Here is a 24,260-nt window from a genome sequence, read left to right on the forward strand (position 1 = left end):
TCGTTAATGACTCTTTTAAATAAAAACATTTGATTCAACATCTATCAATGAACTAACCTCAGACATATCCAAAGGCAAAGAGTTATTAGAAACTTCTGGAGTATTTTGAGATAAAGGGAAACGATTGTTAATATTAGCAATTCGGATATCTAAGTCTTGCTGAGTTGGAAATTTTTGAGTACTTTTCCGAGCTAAAAGACTGACAACGTTAGCCCATCGCTGCTGGTTATATTCTTCAATATCTCGAATAGCTTGAGGTATTTTGAGAGATTTTAGCAAAGGAACCGACCCCTCATTTTTATTAGAATAAGCAGGATTAATGAAGACACATTTACCTGGAGGCAACTTCAAAAACTGGGCTGACTCAAAGAGTTTTTTAGTTTTTTCCTGCTCACTAGTAGTAGTGTTTGCTTTTCCCCCGCCTGTAGAACGGCTTTTATGCTTGTACTTGATTTCCTCATCGCCCAAGAAACTGGAGAATAATTGTGCAGACTCATTTTCACCAGGATTGAAAACAAACTTAGTCCCGCAAGCCCCAAGAATAGTCTTAGCAACTTCCTTTCCATAATTTTTCTCAAGCTGCCCCATATTCTGCCAGCCCAGGATACCGCAGAACCCCTCAGAGCGTGATTCGTTCAGCCATTTAAATAAGTCTGGTAAGTACAGAGAAGGCAGTTCATCGAGTGCAACTATAAGAGGGTCAAAACGCTTTTTAGCAATGTTCCGAGCAATTGTCATGTGTAAAATACTGGTGAGCAAAGGGCTAACTGCGTCCCGACGTTCTCTGTCTAGCCCGAAGATAATCATCTGTTTACCCTTGATTGATAAGGGAAGAGTAGTCTTACCAATGAAACAACCAATAGTATTTTTGGCCATGAAGCGAGTGAACATGATGCTAGCGGTAGATACAATGCCAGCAACAGTTTTTTCACTTGCGGCGGAACTGAACAACTGACCAAAGGCAATTTTAATCCAAGGATTGAGATTAGCTGCCATCAATCTTTGCACCATAAGTTCAGAAGAAAGGATGGCGGCACTAGTCATAACATCAGCGCATTCGCCAAACTCTTTAGTCAGCATCAAGATAGCTTGTGTCAACTGATCCCCTGCTGGAGCAAAGAAACCATCTTCATTACTATTACTAAGAATGCGGAAGTTTTTATTAATTACAGTAGCGATTTGCCTAGCTGTTTCAGCATCACTACTGTCTCGTAAAAAGTCCAATGGATTACAAACTTCCGATTCTGGAAATCCTGGGGCGAAAATGTGAACATCATAGCCCTGACCCTTAGCGTAAGCAGCTATTTTGGCTTGAGAGGGATACTTAAAATCATAAGCAATTATCGGAAATCCTTGGTCAATGGCAGAGTAAATTGCGGGGTTAATAGCACTGAAAGTTTTACCACTACCGGGAGCGCCAATTGCCGCCGTTCCTCGTTGAACATCAGGAATATAAAAAGTAGTGCCAGCGCCACTTTCTTGTTTAGCACCCTTGCATTTATGCTTACCTATGTAAAGTGCAGCACTATCACATTTGGGTGAATTTATTTGTTGTAGCGCCTTTTTCTTGGCAGCAGCAGTTTCTTTACTACCTCCCCAGTAACTAGTAGCAATCTTCTTTTTATTACTGCCATCGCCAAAGAATACTCTCATTAAAATGTAAGCAGCCAACATACTTATAATTGCTAATCCACTTGGTTTAAATAAATGATGAGTGTACTTACCAATGTCACTATGTGGATTTTGTAACTGTTCAAAATGAAATGGTTGGTTGTTTGTAGAAGTAGTCAAATTATTGCTCATCACGCAAAAATTCAGGAATTAAGAATAGTTAATTAGGAACAGTAGAGGGACTACCAAAAATAATTGGGTCTTTTTCGTGATAATTGATAAACGGAACTGGCCCAATAAAGTAGGGAGTACAAGTCCGACCAACAAAAGGAATAGTCTTGCAGAAACGGAAAAACATAGCAGTGTTAACGGAACCGCTCGATTCATCTATATCCCACACCACTTGTTTAAATGATTTACCAAAGGGATGACGACCTGTTGGCTCAAGACCACCATTAGCTACAGCTAAAATTCCATAGCCACCTTTTACTTTTTGGACTTTACCCGAAATCCATTGCGCTCCAGTGGTCTGACCAAGACCTGAAGCTTCAAAGTGGACGCAATTATTTTGATTGCAAGGGACATTAAAACCCTCTTGATAACTGCCAGAAATGCTGCGAATCCGGTTAGCTTCTATATCTCCCAATGGCAAATCTACTTGCCCAACGAAAGAAAGATCCGGCTCTGGCACATTAGGAAAATTATTCCAAGATAAATCCTTTAATCCGGGAATGTCTGAAATTAGAGTATCTTGCCAATTAGCAAATTCATCAAATGATGAGTTTTCAATCCCCGGAATCGATGTCAGCTTGTATTTAGACAAATCAATTTCATTGCCGAGAGTGATATTATCTAAATTGTAATAATTAGCAACGTTACCAATTCTTTGATTAGTGCTGATACCCATTTGGCGAAAAAAGTCAGCTATTGGTGCTACACTACTGGCTGATTGATTAGCTAAATCAGGTATAGCCTTGACTAAATCGCTAAGGGTTTGAGTTTTGATTATTCCAAAATCGTCAAGCTTTAAACCATCTAAATCAATAGCTAATGCCTGAGATATTATCGAGAGGTTAAGCTTTTCAAGATTCAAATTGGCATCTTCAAAATCCCCAAGCTCCATAAAATCGCCAATACTTTGTCCAGCTTGCCAAGTTCTAGTCTGATTCCCTCGGTCAGTTGGGTAAGTCACATGACCAGATTCAGATACAATCATGTCTTGAAACTTCATTTTTGACCAGTCTGGAATCAAGCCATTGTTGCTAGTGAAAAATGGGACTTGTGCTGATGCTTTTGGCAATAAAAATCCAATTGCCTGATTCATAATTCCATACTGACAAAAACTGTGAATAAATAATCCTCCTAGCAATCCAAACAATATTAAATAGCGAATCATGTCAAAAGTAATTTTGGGCGAACGCTTTGATGATTTCATATTTGTCACTCTGTCCTGTTTTTTTGTCCAAGCTCGATTAATTTGTTAACTAAATTAAGTGAGACACCAGCCTGAGCAGCAGCAATAGGCATTTGCTCTCCAGCTTGAAAATGAGTCAAGAATTGCTCAATCCGATTGTGAAGTTCATCAGATGAGGAGAGCAAACCATTACTAATCGCTACGCTCATCCCCGCCCTGATTTGTTTTGTGGTGTTGATAGTTTGTACTAATGGCGATAATAAGGGTCGAGTAACTCTTGAAGATGGTTTATCCGAGATAATTGACACTTGACTGTATTCAGGACGGGAATTAGATGGGGTAACTTGAAAATGGTAAACTTTGCGCGAGCCAGAAGCAGTTTGAGTAATCACTGTAAGCAAAGTTGCACTTGTTTGCGGCAGTCCTGGAACCGGAAGCTTTTTAATCCGGCGTAAGTGAAGTAATCCAGCACTACTGTTTTGACAGTTCTGGTCGATTCCCTCTAAACAACCATCAGTGTCAATCAGAACTTGCGAGGGATCGTCAATCCACACCCGCTTCACCATCTCATTGACTTCATAAAATGAAATTGATACGCCTGAGCCATTCCAGACCTTAATTTTTTGCAGCTTGGCAGTGCTGCCACTAACCTGAGATTGCTTTATAGTGCGGACTGTACTTTGAGCATAGGTTTTGACTGGAACTAGACACACTGCCAAAAAAGCAGCAACCCCAAGCTGGAGCGCTGTCATGAGTTTTAACTTCTTCATGGCAACTCCAGAGAACGATTCACCAAAAACGTAATCTTCGTCCCCTGTGGGATATACCAAACATTGGGACGAGCGGTGATTTCTTGGTTAGAAGTTTCTGCACGACGAGCAATGGTGTCACTAAGCTTGCCAAAAGCACCTTGCAAGAATGCCCCGCCAATATTGCGCTGGCTGTTTGAAGTCGTGCTAGAGCTAAATGTCCCTGTAGCAGAATTAATTACACTGCTACTGGAATCAGATTGATTCAGGATTGTTCCTACTTGGCCCAAACCACTGACTAATCCCACAGTCAAGTCAGAACCTCCCCCTTTCTTATCTTGGAACTGTTTAGCTAACAACGGTTTCCCGCCTTCTCCTAATACAGAAATTGCACCGCTACTAATTGGGTACTCAGTGTTATCTTTGATAATGCTCGTGACTTGCACACTTACATAAGAGCCACCATTAACCTGTAGGGGTTCAACGGCCAATAAAGTGCCTTTATGAATTGCCACATTTCCATAGTTGTCATGCAAATCAGCCGTTAATCTAGCAACATAGCGTTTACTATCATCTGGAGCCTGCTGTTGTTGGAAGCGAGTATTTTCGCTTTGCTGCTTGACCACTGGAGTCACTAAAACACCATTTGCGAATTCCCCAACAACTAAATAGCGAGTTTTACGCTGTTGCAGAATTTGGTTTTCTTGAGGCAAGTAATTACCATCTGCTATTTGTTTATCAGATTTAGAATCGGCTAACCAACGAGGGCGAATTTTCTCAATTTCTGTGGATGTACTGTTAGAGAAGTTAGGGCGTGTTTGCTGTGTTGTATAAGCACTATTGGGTGGCTGTACTTGAATTCGTGTTGTATTCGGCGTTTGAAAGGATGTTGCCTCTGCTGATATCTGCTGGTCATTTGAAGTAGGTGTATAAGCGATTTTTCCGTAAGATCCTAAGCTGCGAAGTCGATTAAATTCAGCTATCACGTCTGTTGGCGTTTCTGTTTTCGGCGTAACAGTCCTAACAGGATTACTAATTCTTGGCAATGTTTGATTACGAGGTGGTGATGAAATAGTCTGGTTAGTTCTACTCGGAACGTAATATCGTCTAGGGCTATAACTTTGTGTTTGTGCCACAGGTCTAGCTGTTGGTGTTGGTGGTGAAGCTGCAACACTCACAGGTTTATTATTAACTTTAACTTCCTGCTTACTCTGATTAATCTTATTTAATTCATCTTCTTGCTGATTCAGCGCTAACTTAGCGTAAACATCCCCATCTGTTTGCTCAACTTGTTCTTTATTTACTGAAGACTTTGGTTCTTCAATAGTTTTAGTAGTATCGCGGTTATCAGGATTAAAAATTCCATTCAGCAGCCAAAATATAGCTAGGAAGGTCAATCCAAAAGGGAGTGCTATGACCAACAATCTTGACCAGGGAGAAGTAATTACTGTATGTTTAGTTGTGACTGATGGATTATCTAATTCTCCCTCTGACGTAATTTCCCTTGGGCTAGAATCTGAACTCATTGCTGAAGATTTTAAGTCATCATCTATTTGGAGAAAATCATCTACAGTTGATGAGCTATTAATGTGAGTATTTGTCATTGTCTGTTAGCCAAATTTAAATCGACGATTTGCGTAATTTCTAATCCAGCTTGCCTGACTTGATATATTTTCTTTGCCAGAGCAGTAGTATCATTAGGGATGTTTTGCGGTGTACTAATGGCTTCTACAGTAATAGTTTTGTTAAAGGGTATACCTTTGCCTGCATTATCAACTCTTGTAAAAGTAACGAGAGTAGCTACTAAATCTACTGACCATTGACCATCTTTAATTTTGCGAGGTGATGAAATGAAGCGGGGAATCAAAGATACTTGTGTATCACCGTTAAATACCCCTGCTGGGGTCATTTGAGCTAGCTTACGCAAAAATGCTGTCCGAAAATCATGCTTTTCACTGATTGCATAAGCAGCTTCATAAGAAGAAGTAGTTACTCTGCCATTAGAACGTTCAGTTCTACCTACATCTATACCAGCATCTTGTTTAGTAATGGGTTCTCCTTTTTCATTAAAAGTTTGAACAAGTCCATCCCAGTTAAACATCTTGATAAATGTGTTAGAAATAAATTTTTTAATAACTTCATCTGAGCGTTCATTCGGCTCTACTGCTTGGGCAACGACTGATTCTCCTGATGACAATTGTACTAGCGCTAACTGCTTTTTACCTAAACTACTGACTGCCCCATAATTAAGGATTTGTAGTAATAAAGAGAACAAAGCCATCGAAAACCCAGCCAGTGAAATTATTCCGATTCTAGTTGGGACAGATTTGTTATATTGCAGAAGCTGTAACGGCTCTGGTTTTGCCTTTGTACCATTCTTTGTATTAAACATTGTTAGATTCTTGGTGAAGAGGGAACTCTTAATCTAGCTATTACCTCTATTTACTGAATTTTGATACTAAACTACCACCAGATGTTGTTATAGCTTTAGTAGCATCAATAGCGATTGTGCTATAGGTTTCAGGCGCTTTGTTGATTTGTTGAAGTACAGCTAAACCACCACCAGCTGCTAATCCAGTTGCTAAGAAAGGAGCAAAAATCCCAATTGTAAAAAGAAAGAATAGAGGTTGATCTGCTCTAGAGGTAGCAATCAATTGTCCGGCTAATCCGGCAATTACGTTGAAACAAAGTTTTGCCATTCCTACAGCGAAATAACCCGTAAGCCAAGTAAAAATTGCTTTTCCACCATAAGGTAACAAAGAACCACCTACAGCTAAAGGGCCGAGAAGTGCTGTTAACAACATCGTTAGTTCAATCGCCCATTGGTAAGCTCCGTTCAACCCAATCAGTACAATGGAAACAATTTCGATGACCGAAGAACCAATATAAGCACTGAAAGGAGAAAGTATTACTTGTATAGGATTAGCCCCACCTTTAATTGCCTCTATTGGAGCTTGAATAATTCTGTCTATTTTTTGAATGACCCACGAAAACGGGCCGCTTTCACCAGTAAAATAACTCGGATAGTCTTGTTGAAGTCTATCTTTAGCATCCGACAGACATTTAACAGATTCTTCTGGACTCAAAGACGAGGTTTTGCAATTTTCTATTTCTTTCGCAATAGCTCCACGCACCGCTTCTACACCCAAAGCTTTTTGATATGCAGCTCTTAAATCAATACCTTTTGCTGTACGTGTTAGCATGTATTGGTTTGTATTGTTAATGTAATTTCTGATTCCGAGAGTACCTGCTCCTAAAGCTTTGCCATTATTTGCTAGGAGTACTATAACTATCAACACCCAAATAAAATCTGTGTATGCACGTTGTTCATCACCTAAGAGCATTTTCTTTGTCCACTCAACCATGAAAAAAACAAATGTTGCAACGGCGAATAATACACCGACTTTGCACATAGCAGCATATAAATCACCTGTGATAGTTTCTTCCCAAGTCTGATTAAAACCTTGAGCAATAAAATCTGCTGTATTACTTGCTTGTTCAAGTAAATCTGCACCAGCAAACTGAGATTGAGCGAATAAGTAATTTTTTGAAAGCATAAGGGTGAATTGATGATAAGGAATCAGGAAGATGTTAAGAGTTTCCTCTCCTGGTTAATTTTCTTGCGTTGGATCTAAACGAGATATACCGATAAGTTCATGGGTCAAAGAAAGAGTACCTAATTCATTCAAATCTTGTTTTTTGCGTGCATTTGCTGTGTTTTCTGCAACTTGAGTCAGCATGAGATTGGAGTATGAATTATCCTGCCTTGATTGCAATGAATCAGTGCGCTGTTGTGCCAACATGGAAACCACCAGACCATTTTGAGCGGCGATCGCTTTCAGGACATTTTGAGAAGCATCCATGTCTTGAGCTTGGTCAGCAATGGTTTTCGCGTCTTGAGCTATTTGTGTTGTTTTCTCTATTTTTTGAGACGTATCTGCTTGCCCAGTTTTACCTACAACACTGATGATTGAAGCTCTTGTGAGTTCTCGCTCTAAATCTTGCCCCTTTTCCTTAGCGACTGGTAAAGAGTAAGTATCAGCAATCCGATTTTTTAGTTCATCGCTACTAGCAATCGGATCTGGCGCTCCCATCTCTCCGACAGTATTATCAATTGCAGCTTGAGCATCTTCCTTAATGCCAGCCCAACTCTGATCTATTTGCGATTTTGTCCAAGTTTCGATCTGACTTACTTCACCTTTAATATCATCAACTATAGAGCTAAAAAAATCACTAATGACTAATCCATAACTGGGTGTAGTTAGTAATAAACTTACTACAGTAGCAGAAAATAGTACAGCAAGTTTTTGATGATTCTTCATGCTTAAGCCACCTTTGTTTTTTGTAATTGAAACATGAGTTTTTTAGCTTCCTCAGATAATTCTTCTGACCGAATCATCTTGATATAATCCTCAGTAAACTTGACGATTCCTAACAAAGGATTATCTTGATAATTTTTCAGAAAAAGAGTCCGCAATTCTTGCTCATGGGGATTGTTGGCAACAGATGCCAGTAAACAGTGTGCAGGATAATAACGGCAGAAAGTGAGCTTACCGTTATCATCAAGCAACCATTGAGAGTAAATCCCCGATTTTTGAGGATAGAAAGCTTCTGTACTGTTAACTCGAATGATTTCGGCAGGATATTTAAATCTATCTATGAATGGGTCTACTGCTGAGGTTTGTATCCTCCCGACTAATCTAGTCCCAATATTTGCAAAAATCTTAGATGCTGCCTTGCTTTGATAAATACTCTCTGGCTCTTGGGCAGATAGGATTACGCGAATTCCCGCTTTTGCACCATTTGCACACAATCTACCAATCAAATCTGCAATTGATTCAAATTGAAATAAAATTGGTGCTTCATCGAGGAAGAAGATACTGACTTTCGATGCTAACGCTCGTCTGAGTGCAGCAGCATAAGCGCTCAGAGCTAAGATGGCTGCATCCGCTTCACTTGATAAATTTCTTAATGCAAAAACAAGTAATTTTGCATCAGTTCTAAAACTAGAAGGGCGAGAAATTGACTGTCCAACTCTTGTGCTTAACCAGTAATTAAGTCTGAGTCGAATTTGTTCTAAAGCTTCCATGATGTCTCGACTGTTACTGGCAATAGAATCTAATTTAATAAAGGCTGGGGAACAGTATTTGTAAAAGTCTTGCAGTGTTGGAGTTTCTGTCCATGCCTTAGTTCCCACTCCTGATAAGAGCGCTAACTTATAGCGCATTTTGATTTCATCATCGTTGAAAAATATTTTTAATGTTAAAGCAATGATTGATTCAATATTGGTAATCATCCCAGGACTAACCCCAATCATGCTAGTTCCAATCACCATTGTCATTAACACTGATTTCAAAAACTCCTTGAAATCATTCAATCTTTCATTGATAATTTCTGGTTCTAGCCCTTGCAAATTCGGTAACTCAAAAAGATTGTTGTATTCTTTAGAAATATCAAAGTAAGCCCCGTCTTTCCCCAACAAATTAGTGTAGTCAGTGAAGGTAGATGTACCATCTGGTTTGGGGTAATCTAAAGCGACAACTGGGATATCTTGGGCAAGTGCTGGTGTAAGAATTCCAGCCACCAGTACTGATTTCCCCGAACGAGTTGCACCGAAAACAGCTAGATTCTTGTGATTTTGGTACAAGTCTAGATATACAGGTGTTCCCCCCTCTTCTGCAATTAACTCAAACCCAGTCCGATCTCCTGTGGCTGTGCGAATCAAAGGCATCAGCCCTGGTGCTTCCGAACTAAAATATGGCAGTCTGCGGTTAAAAGGCTTGGTTAACAGTGGTTCCCAAACAAATGGACAACACTGCAACCATGTCTTCCAGGCGTATTCTATCTCCCGGTCAACTGCCGCCGGACGCAAGAAGTAACTCGCAAGGTAACGGCAAGCTTCATCTAAAGAGCGTGTTGATTGACGGTGTACCAGAAAGACTACAGCCGTGTGTACGACAACATTTCCTTTGTAAATCGTCTTTTGAGCTTCTACTGCTGACTCAATATTCAGTCCCGACTTGACATCAATATTACCTTTATCACTGGATAATGTCGTAGAAGTAATCGATTGTTTAGTTAGTCTTTGCAGATTAGTTTTTGTGATTCCTTGGTTAGCTTTCGTAACTTGACAGATGATTTCAGTATCGAAAATACTATCTCTAGATATCAGTGACCAGAGATATCTTAGTTGTCCCTGTTCGTCTATCCAGCCCCCTGGTTTTTGACTAAAATTCAGCGCTCCAATATATTTATCTTGGATTTTTACCCATTGACGATCCAAAAATGGTAAAGACTGCTCATCTTCTAGTAAATGATGCCGGATGTGAAAATCGCTTGTTTGGGTTTCAATTAGTCCATTTATTTCATCTATTTTTAAGGGATTTGGGATTGCTGTTGGTGGAGAATGGTTAAATTGCTGCCAGATTACCGTCCAGAGTTCTTCAGGACTCAAAGCTTTAATCCCTAATTTCATCTTATTACTCAGCAAATTCTCCCATGATTGAAAACCAGCATTAAATGAATTTTGCAGAATATTTTCAATCTTGGTATTATTAATGTAGTGAATTTCTCCAGTGAATTTGTACCAGAATTTCTCCAATTGTTTAATAATAGACTCAACAAAATCTTGATTCCGTGACTCATCAGAAGCAACAGTATAAGTACACCATAACCTCAAGAATTTGTTTTTTCGGATTCCACTTTTGGTTAATCCTTTGATTCGTAATCTTTCACTACGAATCAAGAGTTTAAGTTGTTCGACTGAACAAGTATTCTCAATTTGCTTAAGTTCTTGTTGCCGTTCATAATCCGAAGTAAATGAACCAAAATGTATGGTCATTGATTCTTGCTCTGGGATTTCCTTAAGTCCGGCTTCTATCCCCTCGAATATCGGTAATATTTGTTCATTGGCTAAATTCGGATGAATCCCTAAACAATCAAAACAAAATTTAATCTGAATAGATTCACCTTTTTTGAGAATCAATGCACCTATGCCTTTTCTCCCGCCTAAATTCAAGTTGCAAATCCCTGCTAAATGAATAATGTCCTCAAAGGGAGTCAAGACTTTAGCAAACTCAATTTGCTCTTTTTCTAATGTTTTCTTACCTAATTTATCTGGATATTTAGATGGTTTCGGAGTTTTCATTATGAAGGCGCAAATTATCTACGATTGGTGGATGATTCAAATTATTTACTGTTACAAAACAGGGAACTCTTAACTCTTAAGTGGGAACGGTAGAAAATGAGAAATTCAAGAAGAATTCAGGAGCAGAGCCGGAGATGCTACGAAGCACCGCTTTTTCGGTCTATTACATTCCTGAATTATGACCCAACTCTTGGAGAAGCTACGCCCTAAGCGTAGCTATGCCGCAGGCTTTACGACAAGCTCAGGGCATCGCCCCTGACGGAGTGAATTTTGACTCTCAACCTACTTCTTTAATTCTGGGAATTCCTCTGTTGCCTGTTCCCTATTCCCTTTTAATTCTGATTTTTGTATTCTTTTTCAATGTTTTAAAAGGCATATAACCTCTACTAATTCGTGGTACGCCGATAAATTTTCCCAAAAAATCTTTATTCGTAGAAACTACCCACCATGTTGCCCATCCCCAAGCAATACTTAATCCAGTTGCTAACCATCCAGCTTGAAATGTATAAGAAACAACAAATACATTCACTACTCCTATTACTGACCAAGGAAAAATTTGGTCGGCGGGAAATGGGCCTAATCTGGGTCTGTCTCCCAAAATTCTATTTACAGTCCGAAATTTATTTTCATTTTTCATGATCTCAAACTATTTCAGCATGAAAAGACTGTATTAAATCAGTTATCAGTTATCACAGTTTCAGTCAAATAGTTTGACCCTAACTGTTACCTACTAATGAGTGAAAAATGGGGGACTCTGACGATGCAGATAAATACATCACTCTCTACTGATAACTGTTTACTGTTGGTTATGCCGCACCTCCACCAACAATCAAGCCAGTAACTAAATCTCCTACAAAAACTGAAAGGACAATAATTAATGGAGTTCTGGCTAATGTTTGCCAATCTTCATCGTTGCGGGCCGCTTGAACAACCCGGACTAGGCTGATGCCTACGTAGAGTAAGAACAGACCCCTTAATACGTTGAAGAACAATGCTACAACTGCTTGTGTTTGTCCGTTCCCAGCATTACCAAAGGTATTAGTCATCCAGGTTTGAGCAGTGTTAAAAAACTGTGCATCGGCTGGCGAGGAAGCAAAGTCAAGTAGACAAACAACCGTCAAAATCGTAAACAACACCGCATAAAGATTGACTCCATACTTGCGTTGTATCTGCTCAAAATTAGTCAACAGAGCTTGAGATTGCTTTGGTAGTGCTATAGCGATCGCCGTAGCAATCATCAATCCACCTAAGAGGATGTTATGGACTGACATCGACACGATCATTGCCGTACCCGTCGCTCCCATTAGCGCTAGTGTGCTATTTGTTATCTTGCTGTTCTTTTTTCCTGAAGCCAGTACAGCAGCAGTATCGGTATTAACAAACCTTTCAGTCTCGTCGTGGTAAGTATGCATTTCGTTCTCCTGAAACGATACGCATATTATTCGGGTTTTCACCCACAAAACCTACAAACCAAAGTACTAAAAAAAACCGTACCTTTGCCTACATAGAATATTTAATACAATCTATTTCACAGCAAATCTAGCAAGTAGACTGCTTATATAGATGTTATAGCTGTTTATTATCAGTATTTAAAATTATATAGGTATACAATTTTATATTCATTGATGAAATTTAGAGAAATAAGCGCCAGATTGCCTATTGACTTTTTTCCCTTTGTTGGTTTTCTCATCAGTATGGAACCGATAATGGCTGGATGTTGAGCTTGTCGCCGACTTGAATTTTAACAGCACCAGAGGGCAGTTCTAAAACCTGAGTAGCAACACTACCCCTGTAAATTGGACAAGGATTTTTTGCACAAGGTGGAGCGTTGTAAATTACCGTCGTCACCATACTATCCTTGATGAAAATGATGTCTAGGGGGATTTTTACTTGCTCCATCCAAAAGGGGACATTTTTGTATTCCTTGCCCAAATTAAACAACATCCCGCGATCGCCGGGCAAATGATTGCGAAACTTCAGCCCCTTCTCTAATTCAACAGGTGTGGTGGCTACTTCCAACTTGAATGTCCGATGATTGTAGGTGAGCATCTGCTTTGTGGGTAAATGCTGGGGACGAGTTTGCAAGTAGGCGATAGTTGATGAAGCGACAATTATTGATATTCCCGCAATTGGGCCAAGAATATTTAACAGTTTGTAAGCCGCAGCATATAAGTCGATTGTTGTGGGAATTTTGACTAATTGCATAATTTAACCAAAAATATTGACATTGCCGGCACTATATATACTTGAGTCAAGGGGACTGGACGGTAAACCCTGTAAATCAGCTTTGTTTCGCATACCCTCAATCCGTTCAGCTTCCCGGATTGCCAGAGGATTCATATTATTTCTCGCTGACAATAATGCTTCAAGTCTAATTTCTAGCGGCGGCAGTTCACCTATAGGTGGAACATCGTCTGTGAACATCAGGCAAAAAGTAGAGATAGCCGCCCTTTCCACAATTGCTTGGATTTCCGCACCCACACAGCGATGGGTCGCTTTGAGCAGTCTACGCCATTCTTCATCACTGAACCCATCTCTATCACGGAACCGATAATCAAATCTGGCAAGGTGAATTTTAAAAATTGAGTGTCGCTCCCCATTATTGGGTAAATCCACCTTAAAAATGTCGTCAAATCTCCCGTTTCTGGTCAGTTCTGGTGGTAGCCATTCAATGTTGTTGGCAGAAGCAATAATTAATACATCACTAGTCCTTTCTTGCATCCAGGTTAACAGCATCCCCGCTAGTCTTCGTGATAAATCATCATCTCCCGCAAATCCCTTATCGAAGTCGTCAAAGTATAATATTATACGATTAATCCTATCTGCCAGTGCCAATAATTTTTTGAGTTTGTATTCCGCCATGTTGCCGTAACTGCGAAAGTTACCCCACTCTACGATCATTAATGGTATTCCCATCTGCTGGGAACAAGCTTTAGCTGAGTGAGATTTACCTGTGCCTGGTGGCCCGATTAATAACACTCCCTTGGGTAATCGCAAATTATAAGCTCTCGCCAGTGGTGAGAGCAGCCGCTTGTATTTCTTAAATGCTTCTTGCATCAGTTCTAAACCCCCGACTGCAATTGTCACTGGTTGCAAGAATTCTATGTTGTAAACTCGCTTAAGTAAGTTGATTTTGTAGGCAGACAGTTTTTTAACCAACTCTTGACCATGACTTTCACTATCTAGCCTACTCACGCTTTTGATCAGAAACTCAATATCTGCTATATACATCCCTACAGATGCTTGAGCTATTTCCTTGATTTCCTCTTCGCTTACCTCTGTGGGAAGTATTGATGCTAAGTAATCGCTGATTTCCTCCTCTGTTGGCAGTTGTTGAACTATTGTCGGCGCAAGTGCTGCAATGTCAGATGACAGACTGGCATTTGACCCCAGTAATAGGGCTGTTTTGTTTGAACTGGTGTTATAAAGCTTTAAATTAATCAAGGCAGACTTGATCCACTCGCTAGTCAAAAAGAAATCAGGATCGCTTGTTCCTGTACCAATCCAGGGAAATATACCCTCTACTATCAAAATTCCTTCTAAGTGGGTAGTTTTCCAGAACCGCAAAATCTCAAAATAATCTTCTCGCCTATTTTTAGCGTTGGCTTGATATTCAGCTACTGGCAAAAGGTTTAAGTCTTGCCCATTGCAAAGTAACTGATGCAGATGGTCATCTTCCAGTGTCCACAAATAACAGTTAATATTCTGGTAAGCACACATCCTCGCCAGATTTGTTAAAAATCTAAGCCTCTCTTGCAGTGGAGATTCTACCGCAATCAAAGGATTGTTTAGTTTTATCAGCTCAAATACTTGCTCTATCAGCCCAGTATTCATCAGTTTTTTAGGTGAACTTCATCCAGATCATAAAAGTTGTGAAAAATTCTTTCTACAGATAAAAGTATTGAAAAATACAGTACTTTTACCTCTTGCTTTTTGAGTACAATATGCCATTCTTTCTTAATTTATCCGCATTGTCTGAGTGAGCAATTTTACTTAAATTTACTGCTATCTGATCAGTAAACTGCAAGTTATATTAGTATTTAAATCTCAACTGTTTTTCATATTTACTATTTGCTATATCTATCCATAAATCAAGTAAATATATTTGATGAAATTGATTTTCAACCTTAATTAACTGCTAAAATAGTGACAAAAAATTATGCTGAGTTGGGTGTTTTTATGATATTCAATCTTAACAAAAACCAGATTTATGCACTTGCTTTACTGTTAAGCTTGGGAGTGTCTTCATGCCAATCACCAGAACAAAAAGCTGCTTCTGCTCAAAAAGCAGTAGAAGCAGAGCGAGAGCAAAAGTTCAAACAGTTTGTCCAGAGTACACCTGATTTATACAAAGTAACTTGGAAAGTTTGCGGAAATGCTGGCGTAGATTTAAATAGAAAAATAAATTTGGGCTGTGATGAAACCAAAGATATTCCTACTCAAGGTTTCCAGACACCCATTTATGTATGGGGCCCTGCTGGAGAAATAAAGTTTATCACTAAGCCTAGCTTCTTTGCTGATATTTCATCGGACTCAACTCTTTTTGTCAAATCTAGGGGATGTCTTGCATCAGGTACTGCTAAACAAGAGCAATTATATGTTGTCAGAGAATTTCCACTAAAGAAAGGCAGTAATCCTCAACCTAAAGATGCGAAAATAGAAATCGTGCCAAAACAGGAAAAAGAGAAGATATTGCGAGATGCTGTCGCAAATGCACAAATAGAAAATGCAACTCTTACAAATTTTGGTGTATCCTCCAATGGGCTAATTCCTACAGGGAAAGCTTGTCAATCATTTGATGAGTGGAAGAAAGCTGATTAGGAACTCTCTTTCAATTTAACTAATATTGGGGTCAAGTCCGAATGGCACGAAGAAAACGTGAAACCTCGTCTGGGCTATCTTGTTGGGGGTAGGGTTGCAGCTTCGTGTGTTTAAGAAAATTGAATTTTAGTTGCGTCAATTCAACATCTTCTTCATTCCCTACACCCCAATACCTGCAACCCTATACCCTTTCATCCAGTAATAGTAGGGGTTTGCAAAGAGCAAGCGTGCCATTCCATGCAGGTAATTCTACACCGTATTCCTGGCTCAAATACTTTACAATAGGTGTAAAACTGTCAATTCTTTTCCAATTCACTCGATGTCGTTTTATAACTATACGAGTGTCGCAAGGTATAGTTAATTTCAAACTTGATGAATAGCCCCTTTCCTTTATCACCTCCCCAAAAAGCAATCGAGTCATTATTAGCATTGCGAGATTACTACGCACCTCTTGTAGAAGAGTACGAAAAATTATATTCCCTAGCAAAAGCAAATCTCACTCATGTAGAAGCTCTATTATCTAACTGGTCTTTGACTGAGGAGGTAGATAATGATAATGAAGAATTCACCTCTGAAAAAGGAAAAAACTTCTTCTTATTCTTAAGTGAGGAATCTGTTAATGACGATGTTGAACCTATTACCCATCTTGAGCTAGACGATTCACAGGATACATCAACAGTCGCAACACAATTGCTTGACTCCACTCAACAAAATATATTCACACTTATACAAGCTTGGTCAGGTGAAGAATCTGATGCAGCTACAGATAGTCCATTCCTCCTAAAGCCACCGATAGAAACATCAACTCAACAGCAAGCGCTCTCTGGAACCGAGACGGCCATGCTGCCTATTTTCCAATCGCTGTCTCGCCCGGAAGCTATTGAACAGGTTTTGGCAGAACACATTGGCACAATTGTTCACATCGATTTTATTGTCAAAATGCTTTATGGAGAATTAGAGCCGGATGCCTTCAAAGTCATCAAAGGCAGAGTTCAATCATCCCTCACTCATGGTAAGGAAACTAACAAATGGTTCAGTGTCCCAGGATCACCGGGATATTATACTCTGTCTTTAACTTTGCTACCAAAACCGGAGACGAAAAATTCGTCCACCACAGTCAAAGGCAAAAATAAGAAACAAGTTTTGCCGCCTCGGCCCAAAGAGATACCAATGCTCAAAGAATTTCAGGGTCAGTTTTTAATTGATGCACTAACAACTTTTTTAGAAAATAATTCGGGTAAAGTTTTTGGGGTTTCAGAAATTATCAACGGAATCTATGGCGAACTCACTGCGACTGAGATTGGAGAAGTGAGAAACAAGGTATTGAATGAGTTATCACGGGGTCATCGCACAGGCCGATTCACTAGGGTTCCTGAGCAGATTGGTTTTTATACCTGGGACTTAGAGTTGCTCAACAAGTAGAAACGATTAATTATCTTAAATATTGTTGAGCAACCAATGAATGGCACGCTCTCTCTCAACAATAAAAAGCTTCAACAAAAGCTGAGGCTAAAGAGAAATACCAAAATAAAAAGCAATATTTAGCGATCACCACCGGAAAGGGCGGTTACGCCATTGCCCAGGCTCAAGCACTTGATCCGTTGCATCCAACCAGACTACTGCTTAACTTACACTTTTAACATTTATGGCTATTCCAGCAGCAGAGTTAAAGATCGGGCAATCAGTAAGGTATTTGATTGGGACTCGAAGCGGCATGAGTGCGGCAATAACCGATATCAGCAAATCATCTCTTAGTCTCAAAAATACTTATATTGTTACTTTGACCTTTGATGATGATTCACTACCAAATCACTTAAAAACACAACAACTAACTGTTTATGACGAATTGCTTGAAGGTTGTGAAATAATCAGATTTTAAAAAATTCAAATTGGCAACAGCAGAGCGCACATCCCCTGCGACAAGTTGAAATTAATCAAAATACTAACTTGCTGGCTGATAGAATCCCGTATTTTGGTTAAATTCCCATCCCAACCCTGCTCTATCCTTGTTCTTACACCATGCTACAAAAAGCGGTGGGGGAAGATTAATTCGCTCCTTGCGTACAGTTTCCTCACTTACACCAAGCCTCTTGGCTAAACCTTCTTCAGTTAACGGTTGCATTCGGGGAGTATGCACTTTGAAGGATGAATTATTGTAGTACGATTTCTGTCCCCGCTTTTGTTGGTTGTTGAGATAGTCTTGAATTTTAATGATCGCCTCAGCCAACTGTGTCATTCGAGCTGCCATTCTCTCCACTTTTTGTTCTAAATTGGCGAGATTATCAATTACTGTGGTTTGGTTGCTATTAGATTCATTTGAAAACTCTGACTCAAGCTTATCAAGTCTTTCGCAAATAGCTATTATTGTTTCGTTGGTCGGACTGGCGTTACTATTGTTACTCGTAACTAAGTACTTCTCAACACTTGCCTTAATCTGAGAATCTAAGTGTTCGTCTAAATCGTTACCACCTATTGCATCAACCTTATCTTGGGAATCGCCTAAGTAGAGATCGATAAATTCGAGCAGCGTGGCTGTTGCGGTCGTCCCTTTCGAGTTGCAACAGGCGATAAACTGCTCCCACTTCCTTTGGTCACAGTTGAAAGATGCTAATTTTTTTTTCCGCCCTGTATTGCTCATGTAAAGCGTATCATCTAGGTAAACTTGGACTCTCCACGCTTATTAAATCGTGTAATTCATCATGATGAATTACCTTGATGCTATCATCGCCAAGTGTGTCAGCGCATTCTTCAAGCGATGGCTTTTGTAAAGAGATGCTACTGCCAACGGCTACCATTAGCGATCAAAAATTATCTCAGGCTTAAACACTTGCAGGATTGCTTTATCTAATTTTTGCTCATCGAAACAGTGCTGAGTACCTAGTTAGATTGCTAAGTAAGAAAGCAATAATTGCATCCAGTACAGTAAGTCTGTACCCCTACGGGGATCTTGCTACGCATAGCGTCTCTAAAAGTTGCCCCTGCTTTTAAGCCCTGGTGTCCATTAAAAAATTAGTTGTCAGTTTTAAATAATTAGTGTCCAAACGCATCGGAGAAAAGTTTGAGTTTTTGGGGAGCAAGTTTTACCCGTCCGTTTTTTGAAGAATTTTTTATAGAGGAATCAAACCACTCTCAAAAAATAAACTTAAAATGACTCTATAGTTTTATGGCGTGATAGCGATTAGATAGCGGGCTATTCCGATAAGCTTGATTTGGCATGAAAACAACAGATGCAGGAAAGAATTTTGTACAAGTTTCTTAAAATAAGCACCTTTGCCCGTTTTCTCTAACCCAAACCTACACCTGTAATATTTGTGTAGTTAACTGTTAGGAGTATGCTCTTTAACCTGTTGTATTACTTCTTAACTATAAAGTCATTTTTAGTTTATTTTTTTCATCGATTTTTAGGTTTTTCCTTTAAAGGTGTATTTTTAGGGGGAACCACAAAAAAAGATACCAGCCGTGTTCTTAATTGCTTGTTGTGTGGCGTGGATCTCGATCATACTTTCGTATCTTTATGAGCGGGTAAGTGCCTTACCACCCAAATCGGGAAAATTGGCTTGCATGAAGATGAAGCGATCGCCTCGCTCCTGTGTTACTTGGCACGCTTATCAAGCGTGCCAAGTAGCAAAGCGTGCCAATGTTAGAAGTTAAAAAAACTTGCTGAAGGTTATCTCCTTCGGGGAGTATAGGAAATATCTAATTTTTCTACAGCCCTACGTTTAGGCTCCTCTCCTCGGCGGTCATACTTGGAAGTTGTCGCTGGCGTTGCATGTCCGGCTAATTTCTGGACAGTGACAATATCAGTGCCACAGTCTAGCAGGTCTGAGCAGAATGTCCGGCGAAAGTCATGGGGAGAAAATGACTCAACCCCAGCAACAGCCGCCCGTTTTCGCACTATCAGCAGTACCGCTTGAGAAGTCATACGTCGCAGCTGTACTTCTCCGCCTTTGCGAATCGGACACAACAGCGCTCCAGCTTTGCGACCCCGAACCAACAGCCAATCTTCTACCACAGCAGTTGCAGCAGTTGATAAATACACCGTGCGGTCTTTGCCCCCTTTACCGCCACGCACTTCCAGAGAATTTGTGTTGACACTAAAATCTTTCAAATCCAGGTTGACCACCTCAGAGCGCCGCACACCTGCACCACGCAGTATAGCAATTAGTGCTGCATCCCTAATACCCTGCGATGTAGGGTCTTCAATACAAACTCTCATCAGTGCTGCTATTTCCTCAGAAGAAAGCGCCCTACCTCTGAGTCTTGTTTTGACCTTAACGCTAGGAAAATCCACAGCCTTGGCGTAATCAGTTGCATCCATCAATTCCAATCTATACGCTTCTTTTAGCACTCGTCGCAATGCACACAGCATTTTATTAGTTGTCGCTGGGGCATATCGCTGCACCAAGGCAGTGCGTATGGCCGCAGTGTGCTGGTAGCGCAGCGCTGCCCAGTCGAGAGTATAAGCGTCACACTCCCCATTGGTGAGTAAAGAAGCGATTTTGTTTAATGCCTCTTCCATTGTGCGCTTAGAACCTAACGACAGCACAGACAGGTACACCGCAGCCGGGTGAATTGTCAAAGATGGGGGATTGGTCAGAACTATTGATGTAACTGACTGGCGGGGCATTTGCTTATCAGAACTGTCCTTCTCATAAGTAATTTTCCCACCAATGGCGACACCGCGATCGCGTTGCTGTAGAGGAATAAAAAAGTTCAACAATAATAAATAATAAAGTCCAACAATTTCTGTTAGGTGCTTTATCCCGCTCCAGGCATCCGTCCATAAATCGCTTGAAAGAACCTGTACATCGCGCCCACGCGCCCACGCTACGTTATTACTAAAGCGATGCGCCCACATTCTCAAAGCATCACTCTCCTAATTGTTCAACTTTTTTATTTGAGTTTGGTGTCTCTGTGTTGAAAAAGTGGTAGATTGATGCCTTTAAAGCCCCAAATTGTTCAACTTATTTTCACGGGATTTACACCTAACCACTCTAAATCAATGCTTTGAGAGACTAGAATTGTTGAACTTTTTTATATGCTTACAGTTGCTCCCAATTAATCCCTCACCCCTCCATCGGCAATACTTCTTCACTTAGCAAGCTGTAAAATTCAGGAACTTGAGCTTCCACAAGTCGCAGTTCATTTGCCGCGATCGCCTCAAGTTCCAGTACTGTCTCCCAACGCAAATCTTCAACCCATCGCTTGAGAATGCCTTTAATTGCGTCCACTCCACGAGAAATACCAGATCGAAGTATTTCTACGCAGTGGAGTAGGGTAACGCGATCTGTCGGAGGCGACTCAAATTCGGTAGTATCCTCCCCTTGGCAATGGGAGTTCCCTATAGCATCAAGGGGGGGTGTGGATACGGGCTGGTGATTAGGGTTTGCACTATACGCAGCAGGAGTTTGAGCAGCATAATAGGTTCGATTTTCTTTTTGATTACGCTTTTCCACGCGATGAGCAATTACATGCATTGCAAATTCTAATTCCTCTTTAGATAAAGAAAAAAGTTTCACCTGTTGACCCCGCTTGCCCTGCTTGCGGAAAGTCAGCTTTAGCCCCAGCTGCTCTATAAGAGTGCCTAGCAACCAAATAGGTTTACAGTCTAGGGGAATAGTAAACCCAAGAATTGCTTTGACGTGAGCAGCACAATGTATAGCGATCTCGGTCATCTTGAGCAAAGTGGGGTCATCGGCAGTAACTTCATCACCCTTCATTAAAGAAGTGAGAATTTGATGCAGTCCCAGGTTAAATCTAGCCAGCCACCGTGCCGAGTAATTGCCCCAGTCGATGCACAAAGGTAGATTGTCGCGCTCGGTGCGGTCTTTTTGGGTGACAATTGTTGGTGGGGTAGGATAAGTTTGCCCAGTTTTGGGGTCAGTAAACGATTCTTCGGGTGGGGCTAAAATGGCTTCAAGTCCAGCGATCGCTCTAATTAAGCGGCCACCTTTATCCATTTCTACGAGTGATTCGGTTACTTCAATGCCGTAAGAATCAGAAATGCGGAATTTTTCGCATTCAAAAATTTCATTAGGGTCAAGGTAATCTTTGCTCTGACGGGCGCGGTACTCGCTCAAAGTAATATTCTTGGCCTTGGCAACAGCCGAATTGTGGGCACTATCCAAAGCTTGTGCTGCTGCTTTTAGACTTTCGAGAGATTGAGGATCTGAATCACTTCCCACATATATAAATGTATTGCCCATTTCGGTGAGAAGCTCACGCAAATCATCACGCAGATTATTGAGAGAATAGTGGCGGTTAGCCATAATTTGGCAGTAAGCCTCAAGCGCCCAATCTTTCTCTGCGCCCCGCTTACCCGTTTCTCTGTCAATCCGCAACAGAAAAGCGGTCATTTCATTGGTTTGGAGCAAGCGCTCTTTAATCTTGGATGCGTTAGTATCCTTGTAACCAAAGGGAGGACGCGGGGCCACCCAAATATGAAACGGGACTTTTGGACGATAGCGGTACAGTTGTTGGGCACACTCAGTAGCGGTTTGGGAAACGCCGTGAAACACACCAAATACTAAGTCAAAATGATACTCCGAAATATCGACACCCGTACCGAGACTGGGAGAGGTGAACAAGGCATCAAAGTTTTTGACGGCGTTGGTGATATCTTTGATGAAAGCGACATTTTCATCACTGCCAGAATTGTCTGAATGAACCGACCAAATGCGCCATTTTTGTGGTGTATGTGATTTTTCGGAGTTAGATTCTTCGTACTTGATAGTAAAGGATTTGTCGAGTTTCTTAATAAAACGCTTACTGTCACTGGCAACCATGACTTTTTCTCCAAGCATCAACGCTGCCGAGATTTGGGCGACTAGGGCGCTCTCATTATCCCCCTCGTACCAATAAATTGTGCGCTCCCCGTTTCGCCACTCGTTTTTGATAATGTAAGGTACTTCACCTTTTGGTCGCATTGCAAGAAAGAAGTCTACCGTTAAATCATCCATGTGTGCATCAGCAATCACCACTAACGGCGCGTTGTATACTATATATTCCAGTACTTCTAGGATTGCTGCACGGTGCTGTTTGCAAGTATTACTGTGTAGTAAGTGGGTGAGGTATTGGCAAGCTTCATCTATAAATATGCAGCCGTAGGTGAGAGACTGAGTATTGAGTTTGTGCAAGCTGTCAATAGTAATACTAAGGGCTTGAGCCTGGGCTAAACCTGTGTAACCCAAGTCGGAATACATCGCCGTCCGCAAGCGTTCGGCAAGATTTTTCAACAAATTAACCCGATGTCCATTGTTGAGAAATCTGGCATCAGGATTTTGGTCACGCCACCAGCGCATAAGTTCAGTTTTACCAGTACCCATGTCGCTCCACAGTACAACCAGTCCAATTTCTGGAAAACGAAAAGACTTTTTGGGATTTTGGGTACTGGGTTTGTGGTCAGGGCAGTCAGAAATTATTAACTCTTGTTTTCCTTCTCCCTCTTTACAGCTTGTAGAGCTAACACTTGGGGTAAACAATTTTTCTTCTGCGATATCATAAAGTGGCGGGACAGATGAACATTTTTCCTCCAGATCCGGAATGCAGAGTGCTTGGGTCAAATATTTAATATTGACTGTGACATCTGGTTTATATTTACTTAGTCCCCATTTCTTAGCCCGATACGAGCGCTGGTAATCTTTGAGTGATTTGGCATCGTCTATAATTGCAGTTAGTAGTGCATTGGCATCTTCACTGCGACTAACTACAAAATCATCAACGCCTTTTTCTGGCCCCGGCAGTAATGCAACTTCACAAAAGCAACCTGCCGATTCGATTGCTTTTGCAGTGCGAACAGTGGCTTGAAACACCGACCACCTGGTTTTAGAAGAAGTTTCGTAGTCAAATAAAATAATGAACTTGCGCCCCACCTGAGCCATCGGTACTAAGTCAGGATGCAACCGTTCATCAAAATCCCGTTTGCCCACGCGCCCGTTCCAAATTCCCGGAAGTGCGATCGCTACAAACCCCAGACTCAGCAAGCAAGCAGCCTTTTTTTCCCCTTCGCATAAGATAATCGGAATCTCTGGGTGCTGCTTTATCCACTCCCAAAATATTAATGGATTGAGTTGATCCAGCAAGCGCAATGCTAAAAGTGAATGATAGCGCTTAATTAAATAACGCTTTGCAACTTTGTCCCAGATGGGGTTAGCAACATCAAAGTAGGTAACGCGGTTGGGGGTTTTTGGGGGTGACTCGTACTTAACTGCCTTGCCTTTTTGCCAATCAATGCGCGGGAAGTTGGGCTTAATTCTTCCCCACTCCATCGGTTGCCAGTTTTTGAATGGGTCAAGTGATTGAATCCACGTCCCACCCAACAGCAAATGCTGATACAGCTTTAAGTATCCATCGGTGACTCGCCCTGCATTCTTGCGTGGGATTTTATCAGATATGAACAGGAAATCATAAACTGATTCTCCCTCTACATGGAAAAAGTTGCGCTTAATCAACGCCGGATGAATGGCGCTACCAGCTAACAACTCATGGTACTCCGCAGCCGTGAGATTGTTTGGATATT

18 protein-coding genes are annotated in these 24,260 nt (G+C 40.8%); 3 read left to right on the forward strand and 15 right to left on the reverse strand.

Annotated features, from left to right (window positions below):
• Window positions 1–15 precede the first annotated feature (15 nt).
• The 12 genes from RRG12_RS29640 to RRG12_RS29695 form a co-directional block, all read right to left on the reverse strand.
• Window positions 16–1,803, reverse strand: a complete 1,788-nt coding sequence (locus RRG12_RS29640; protein WP_420761652.1) for a type IV secretory system conjugative DNA transfer family protein — start codon at window positions 1,801–1,803, stop codon at window positions 16–18.
• 28 nt (window positions 1,804–1,831) lie between these two features.
• On the reverse strand, window positions 1,832–3,046 hold the full coding sequence (locus tag RRG12_RS29645; protein WP_420761653.1) for a hypothetical protein: 1,215 nt from the start codon (window positions 3,044–3,046) through the stop codon (window positions 1,832–1,834).
• Window positions 3,047–3,051: 5 nt separating this feature from the next.
• Complete coding sequence (locus RRG12_RS29650; RefSeq protein ID WP_420761654.1) at window positions 3,052–3,795, reverse strand: hypothetical protein; 744 nt, start codon at window positions 3,793–3,795, stop codon at window positions 3,052–3,054.
• Window positions 3,792–5,378: a TrbI/VirB10 family protein gene (locus RRG12_RS29655; RefSeq protein ID WP_420761655.1), complete on the reverse strand. Its 1,587-nt coding sequence runs from the start codon at window positions 5,376–5,378 to the stop codon at window positions 3,792–3,794. The genes RRG12_RS29650 and RRG12_RS29655 overlap by 4 nt, the downstream gene beginning before the upstream one ends.
• Window positions 5,375–6,166, reverse strand: coding sequence for a hypothetical protein (locus RRG12_RS29660; RefSeq protein WP_069074533.1), 792 nt, complete (start codon window positions 6,164–6,166; stop codon window positions 5,375–5,377). The genes RRG12_RS29655 and RRG12_RS29660 overlap by 4 nt, the downstream gene beginning before the upstream one ends.
• A 46-nt stretch (window positions 6,167–6,212) precedes the next feature.
• Window positions 6,213–7,331: a hypothetical protein gene (locus RRG12_RS29665; RefSeq protein WP_420761656.1), complete on the reverse strand. Its 1,119-nt coding sequence runs from the start codon at window positions 7,329–7,331 to the stop codon at window positions 6,213–6,215.
• A gap of 54 nt (window positions 7,332–7,385) precedes the next feature.
• Window positions 7,386–8,096: a hypothetical protein gene (locus RRG12_RS29670; RefSeq protein ID WP_420761657.1), complete on the reverse strand. Its 711-nt coding sequence runs from the start codon at window positions 8,094–8,096 to the stop codon at window positions 7,386–7,388.
• Window positions 8,097–8,098: 2 nt separating this feature from the next.
• The gene (locus RRG12_RS29675) at window positions 8,099–10,921 is read right to left on the reverse strand and encodes a hypothetical protein (RefSeq protein WP_420761658.1); all 2,823 of its coding nucleotides are present in this window, start codon (window positions 10,919–10,921) and stop codon (window positions 8,099–8,101) included.
• Between the two features lie 322 nt (window positions 10,922–11,243).
• Window positions 11,244–11,558, reverse strand: a complete 315-nt coding sequence (locus RRG12_RS29680; protein ID WP_069074926.1) for a hypothetical protein — start codon at window positions 11,556–11,558, stop codon at window positions 11,244–11,246.
• 169 nt (window positions 11,559–11,727) lie between these two features.
• A complete protein-coding gene (locus RRG12_RS29685) occupies window positions 11,728–12,333 on the reverse strand; it encodes a hypothetical protein (RefSeq protein WP_420761659.1) in 606 nt (201 codons plus the stop codon).
• 277 nt (window positions 12,334–12,610) lie between these two features.
• On the reverse strand, window positions 12,611–13,126 hold the full coding sequence (locus tag RRG12_RS29690; RefSeq protein ID WP_190900035.1) for a DUF192 domain-containing protein: 516 nt from the start codon (window positions 13,124–13,126) through the stop codon (window positions 12,611–12,613).
• A 3-nt stretch (window positions 13,127–13,129) separates the two neighbouring features.
• Window positions 13,130–14,755, reverse strand: a complete 1,626-nt coding sequence (locus RRG12_RS29695; RefSeq protein ID WP_420761660.1) for an ATP-binding protein — start codon at window positions 14,753–14,755, stop codon at window positions 13,130–13,132.
• Window positions 14,756–15,067: 312 nt separating this feature from the next.
• Between RRG12_RS29695 and RRG12_RS29700 the strand changes: the two genes are divergently transcribed.
• The 3 genes from RRG12_RS29700 to RRG12_RS29710 all read left to right on the forward strand — a co-directional run bounded on the left by RRG12_RS29700 (window position 15,068) and on the right by RRG12_RS29710 (window position 17,621).
• Window positions 15,068–15,742 (forward strand): hypothetical protein, encoded by a 675-nt coding sequence (locus RRG12_RS29700; protein ID WP_420761661.1) that lies wholly within the window; start codon window positions 15,068–15,070, stop codon window positions 15,740–15,742.
• 372 nt (window positions 15,743–16,114) lie between these two features.
• The gene (locus tag RRG12_RS29705; protein ID WP_420761662.1) at window positions 16,115–17,164 is read left to right on the forward strand and encodes a hypothetical protein; all 1,050 of its coding nucleotides are present in this window, start codon (window positions 16,115–16,117) and stop codon (window positions 17,162–17,164) included.
• Between the two features lie 223 nt (window positions 17,165–17,387).
• Window positions 17,388–17,621 (forward strand): hypothetical protein, encoded by a 234-nt coding sequence (locus RRG12_RS29710; RefSeq protein ID WP_420761663.1) that lies wholly within the window; start codon window positions 17,388–17,390, stop codon window positions 17,619–17,621.
• Between the two features lie 63 nt (window positions 17,622–17,684).
• Here the strand turns inward: RRG12_RS29710 and RRG12_RS29715 are convergent, their stop codons facing one another.
• The 3 genes from RRG12_RS29715 to RRG12_RS29725 form a co-directional block, all read right to left on the reverse strand.
• Complete coding sequence (locus tag RRG12_RS29715) at window positions 17,685–18,380, reverse strand: hypothetical protein (RefSeq protein WP_420761664.1); 696 nt, start codon at window positions 18,378–18,380, stop codon at window positions 17,685–17,687.
• A 1,029-nt stretch (window positions 18,381–19,409) separates the two neighbouring features.
• The gene (locus RRG12_RS29720; RefSeq protein WP_420761666.1) at window positions 19,410–20,369 is read right to left on the reverse strand and encodes a tyrosine-type recombinase/integrase; all 960 of its coding nucleotides are present in this window, start codon (window positions 20,367–20,369) and stop codon (window positions 19,410–19,412) included.
• Between the two features lie 439 nt (window positions 20,370–20,808).
• Window positions 20,809–24,260 (reverse strand): plasmid replication protein, CyRepA1 family (locus RRG12_RS29725; protein ID WP_420761665.1); only part of this gene is annotated, 3,452 nt, incomplete at its 5' end.

The sequence above is a fragment of the Nostoc sp. CALU 546 genome (assembly GCF_048836525.1).

Coding starts and splice junctions, on each gene's coding strand:
- RRG12_RS29685 (WP_420761659.1), bottom strand. CDS start 12,333: ATGCATACTTACCACGACGAGACTGAAAGGTTTGTTAATACCGATACT.
- RRG12_RS29665 (WP_420761656.1), bottom strand. CDS start 7,331: ATGCTTTCAAAAAATTACTTATTCGCTCAATCTCAGTTTGCTGGTGCA.
- RRG12_RS29675 (WP_420761658.1), bottom strand. CDS start 10,921: ATGAAAACTCCGAAACCATCTAAATATCCAGATAAATTAGGTAAGAAA.
- RRG12_RS29660 (WP_069074533.1), bottom strand. CDS start 6,166: ATGTTTAATACAAAGAATGGTACAAAGGCAAAACCAGAGCCGTTACAG.
- RRG12_RS29695 (WP_420761660.1), bottom strand. CDS start 14,755: ATGAATACTGGGCTGATAGAGCAAGTATTTGAGCTGATAAAACTAAAC.
- RRG12_RS29715 (WP_420761664.1), bottom strand. CDS start 18,380: ATGAGCAATACAGGGCGGAAAAAAAAATTAGCATCTTTCAACTGTGAC.
- RRG12_RS29655 (WP_420761655.1), bottom strand. CDS start 5,378: ATGACAAATACTCACATTAATAGCTCATCAACTGTAGATGATTTTCTC.
- RRG12_RS29710 (WP_420761663.1), top strand. CDS start 17,388: ATGGCTATTCCAGCAGCAGAGTTAAAGATCGGGCAATCAGTAAGGTAT.
- RRG12_RS29705 (WP_420761662.1), top strand. CDS start 16,115: ATGAATAGCCCCTTTCCTTTATCACCTCCCCAAAAAGCAATCGAGTCA.
- RRG12_RS29645 (WP_420761653.1), bottom strand. CDS start 3,046: ATGAAATCATCAAAGCGTTCGCCCAAAATTACTTTTGACATGATTCGC.
- RRG12_RS29720 (WP_420761666.1), bottom strand. CDS start 20,369: ATGCCCCGCCAGTCAGTTACATCAATAGTTCTGACCAATCCCCCATCT.
- RRG12_RS29650 (WP_420761654.1), bottom strand. CDS start 3,795: ATGAAGAAGTTAAAACTCATGACAGCGCTCCAGCTTGGGGTTGCTGCT.
- RRG12_RS29670 (WP_420761657.1), bottom strand. CDS start 8,096: ATGAAGAATCATCAAAAACTTGCTGTACTATTTTCTGCTACTGTAGTA.
- RRG12_RS29640 (WP_420761652.1), bottom strand. CDS start 1,803: ATGAGCAATAATTTGACTACTTCTACAAACAACCAACCATTTCATTTT.
- RRG12_RS29680 (WP_069074926.1), bottom strand. CDS start 11,558: ATGAAAAATGAAAATAAATTTCGGACTGTAAATAGAATTTTGGGAGAC.
- RRG12_RS29690 (WP_190900035.1), bottom strand. CDS start 13,126: ATGCAATTAGTCAAAATTCCCACAACAATCGACTTATATGCTGCGGCT.